Below are 3,230 nucleotides of genomic sequence, written 5' to 3'. Positions count from 1 at the left end.
GGCGCAAGGCGCGCAGGCCGGGCGCGCCGCCCGCCTGGCGCAGCAGCAGCGCGCCGGGCGCATTCTGTTGCGTGGCAATGCGTGCGCTGCGCAGCGCGAAGCTGGACAGCGCCGCGCGCTGCACCGGGGAGAGCTTGTCGATGCGCTTGTCGAACAGATCGCGCAGGTTCAGGCGCGGCGCGCTGGGCCCGGGCGGGCGCGCGTTGGCGGCCACGGCCAGGGGCAGGGACTCCATCGCCGCCAGCACGCCTTCCAGCGTGTAGGGCACGTCGAAGCCGTCGGGAATGGCGAAGGCCAGCCGCGACTCTCCGGCGATGCGCGCGCGTACCGGCGGGCCCGTGGGCGTTTCCACGCCGCTTGCGGGTTCCGGCTTGGGCGGCGTGGGGCGGGGCGGGGGCTGGTTGGCGGTGCCGGGAGGCGGTCTTTCGAAGAAGGTCTCTTCGGTGATCGACTGCGGCGGGAAGTGGACGATGAGCGTGGCGGCCCCGTCGCCGGCCTTCTTCAGGCGCGGCGGCTGGCCCGGCGTCACCGCCAGATTGCGCAGCTCCAGCCGCAAGGCCAGCAGATCGGCCGGGCGCAGCACGGCTCGGCCCGGGCGGGTGCCGTCGAAGAAATTGCGGTTGGGATTTGGGGCCGGGACAGGAATGTTCAGCCTTCTGGTGACCATGCCAGTTCTCCTGCAAATAAGGAAACCCAGGAACGAAATCCTGCACGTCCAGCTACCTGCGAATCGAACTGCCAATGTGGCGAAAATTATCGTTGTGTTGCGTTAGTAGTCAACAACGTGCAGGCGCGCGGCGGCGACTGCCGCGGCAGCGCCGGTTTGAGAATCCGGATGTGGCTGAAGGATGTAGAAGATGCGCGCCTTCGCTCGGGAAGTTCATGCTTTGCATGAGGCTTTGGGGGCCATCCGCAGAGCCGGAACGCGACCCAACCGTATCCAACCCCCCAAAGGAGGGGCGTAGGCCGGTCGAATTTATTTTGTACGAATGCGTAACGGCTCCGGCCCCGGAAAGCCTCGGTCCCGGGGCGGTGAGCAGGGGCCTAGCCGGCTACCGTCGGCGCATCGCCCAGCGCCTGCAGGCATTCCGCCAAGGGCGGAATGGCGCTGGCCAGCGCCGCGACGGTTTGCGCATCGACCTTGGACAGCGGCGGAATCTCGGCCAGCACGCGCACGTCGCCGAAGCGCTCGATGGCTTCCTTGTTGCCCGCCGAAAGCGGTCCGCTCATGATCACGCCCAGCACGGGAATGCCACGGCGCTTGAGGGCCTCCAGGCTGAGCAGGGTGTGGTTGATGGTGCCCAGCCCGCTACGCGCGGCCAGCACCACCGGCATGTCCAGCCGTGCGATCAGGTCGATCATCATGTGGCTGTCGTCGATCGGCACGTAGAGGCCGCCCGCGCCTTCCACGATCAGCGGCGCCTGCGTGGCCGGCGGCACGATGCTGGTGGCGTCGACGATGGCGTCCTCCAGCGTGGCGGCCGCCCAGGGCGACAGCGGCGCCTGCAGCACGTAGGCAGGCAGGTGCAGGCGTTCGGGCGGCAGCCCGGCCAGTTGCGCCACGGTTTCGGTGTCGCCCGGTTCTTCCGCCACGCCCGTCTGCACCGGTTTCCAGTAGTCGGCGTTCCAGGCGCGCGCCAGGATCGCGGACACCAGGGTCTTGCCAATGCCGGTATCCGTGCCGGTCACGAAAACGCCGGTGGGGTGTTGGTTCGTTTTTTTCCACATACCGTAGGCCAGGTGATAGGTCACCCCGGCTCCTTGTTCGTCAAACGCCGCCAGCACCCGCCGCAGTTGCGCCGCGCCCAGGGGCGCGCTTCCGGGGGCGGGCGTGGTGGCGCCTATGCCTTTGAGGCCGCGCAGGAAACGCAGGCCGTCAGGATGATTTTGTATCAGCCGTTCGCCGCGCACGCCACCCGCCAGATTGCCCCAGTCCGGATGGATGGAGGCGGTGGACGGATAGCGTGGCGTGGCGGCATTCAGCCCGGCCGCGGCATGCGCAGCCTGCCATTCCTGGAACGTGCCGTCCGCCAGCGTCGCCACGGCCAGGCAGCCGCCCGGGGCCAGCAGCGCGGCCAGCCGGCCCAGCCCCGCGTTCAGGTCTGAAAACCACTGCACCGCCAGGCTGGAGCAAATCAGGTCGTAGCCGCCCGCCAGTCCGGCCGGATGCTCGCCGTCCAGCAACTGGTAGCGGGCCTGGCCCGGCAGGGCCGGGCCGCGTTGCGCGGCTGTCAGCATGCCGGGAGCGATGTCGGTGACGGTCCAGTCGGCCGGACCGATGCGGCGCGCCAGCGCCTGGGTCAGCAGGCCGGTGCCGCAGCCGATCTCCAGGATGCGCGGACGTGCGGGCAAGGGCAGCAGGGCGATATCGCTGGCCAGTCGCTCGGCCGCAATGCGCTGGATGGACGCGTGCTCCTCGTAGGCCTGGGCGGCGGCGCCGAAGCGCGCGCCGATCCCGGCGTTGCGCGGACCCTGCGTCATGCGGCGGCCGCCAGGCGGGAAATGAAGGCGCGGACATGCGCCGCGCACCAGGCGGCATCCGACACGGGCAACAGGTGGCCGCCGCCCGCGCGTTCATGGATCTGCGCGTCGGCCCGGCCGGCAAATGTTGCTTGCGTCATGGGCGCGGGAACGATGGGATCGTCCGCGCCGGCCAGGACCTGCAGCGGCACGGGAAGAGCCGCCAGGGCCGCGCGCCGGTCTTCGTCGCGCAGGGCCTGCAGGTCGCGCGCCAGCGGCGCCAGCTGTGGTTCGCCGAAATCGGTGTCGTCGCCGCAGCGTTGGCGGAAGTCGCGCAGTACCGCCACGGGGTCCGAGGACAGGCGCCTGGACATGCGCTCCAGCACGCGCGGCGCCGCGCCGCTCTCGAAGCCGGGGCCGGCGGCGAAGCGCGCGAAGCCGTTGATCGACACGAGGCCCAGGCAGCCTGGCGGCGGCTTGCGCAGCAGGCGCAGCAAGCCCAGGGAATGGCCGATGGCGATGACCGGGCCGTTGGTGTCCGGCTCATGTCCAGGCCCGAAGTAGCCGGCATCAAAAACGGCTTGCGGCCATTCCCGAAGTCCGGCGCGCAGGGGCGTCCAGACCGTGGCGTCGAAAGCCCAGCCGTGCACGAACAGGAGGGTGGGACGGGCAGCGGCGGCTTGCATGGAGGCAGCGCCCATCACGCCAGCGCGGCGGCGAAGCCATCGATCAGCCGCGCCACGTCCACGTCGCGGTGCGCCGCGCTGAGC

At 70.4% G+C, this 3,230-nt stretch carries 2 protein-coding genes and 1 pseudogene; all 3 read right to left on the bottom strand.

The features are described 5' to 3' along the window. Positions 1-667 (bottom strand): annotated as a pseudogene (locus WBB14_RS06975) (hypothetical protein); the annotation flags it as partial. 377 nt (positions 668-1,044) lie between these two features. Then, positions 1,045-2,481, bottom strand: a complete 1,437-nt coding sequence (gene bioD / locus WBB14_RS06970; protein WP_424239190.1) for a dethiobiotin synthase — start codon at positions 2,479-2,481, stop codon at positions 1,045-1,047. Beyond that, a complete protein-coding gene (locus tag WBB14_RS06965; protein ID WP_424239189.1) occupies positions 2,478-3,146 on the bottom strand; it encodes an alpha/beta fold hydrolase in 669 nt (222 codons plus the stop codon). Before WBB14_RS06965 ends, bioD begins: the two co-directional genes overlap by 4 nt. Positions 3,147-3,230 lie beyond the last annotated feature (84 nt).

It is taken from the genome of Achromobacter sp., assembly GCF_049647645.1.
Lineage (GTDB): Bacteria > Pseudomonadota > Gammaproteobacteria > Burkholderiales > Burkholderiaceae_B > Achromobacter.
The sequence above is the reverse complement of the archived record's forward strand: the minus strand, read 5'-3'. Positions and strand labels throughout refer to the sequence as shown.

Excerpts from the sequence above, each read along its gene's own strand:
- bioD (WP_424239190.1), bottom strand. The coding sequence starts at position 2,481 with ATGACGCAGGGTCCGCGCAACGCCGGGATCGGCGCGCGCTTCGGCGCC.
- WBB14_RS06965 (WP_424239189.1), bottom strand. The coding sequence starts at position 3,146 with ATGCAAGCCGCCGCTGCCCGTCCCACCCTCCTGTTCGTGCACGGCTGG.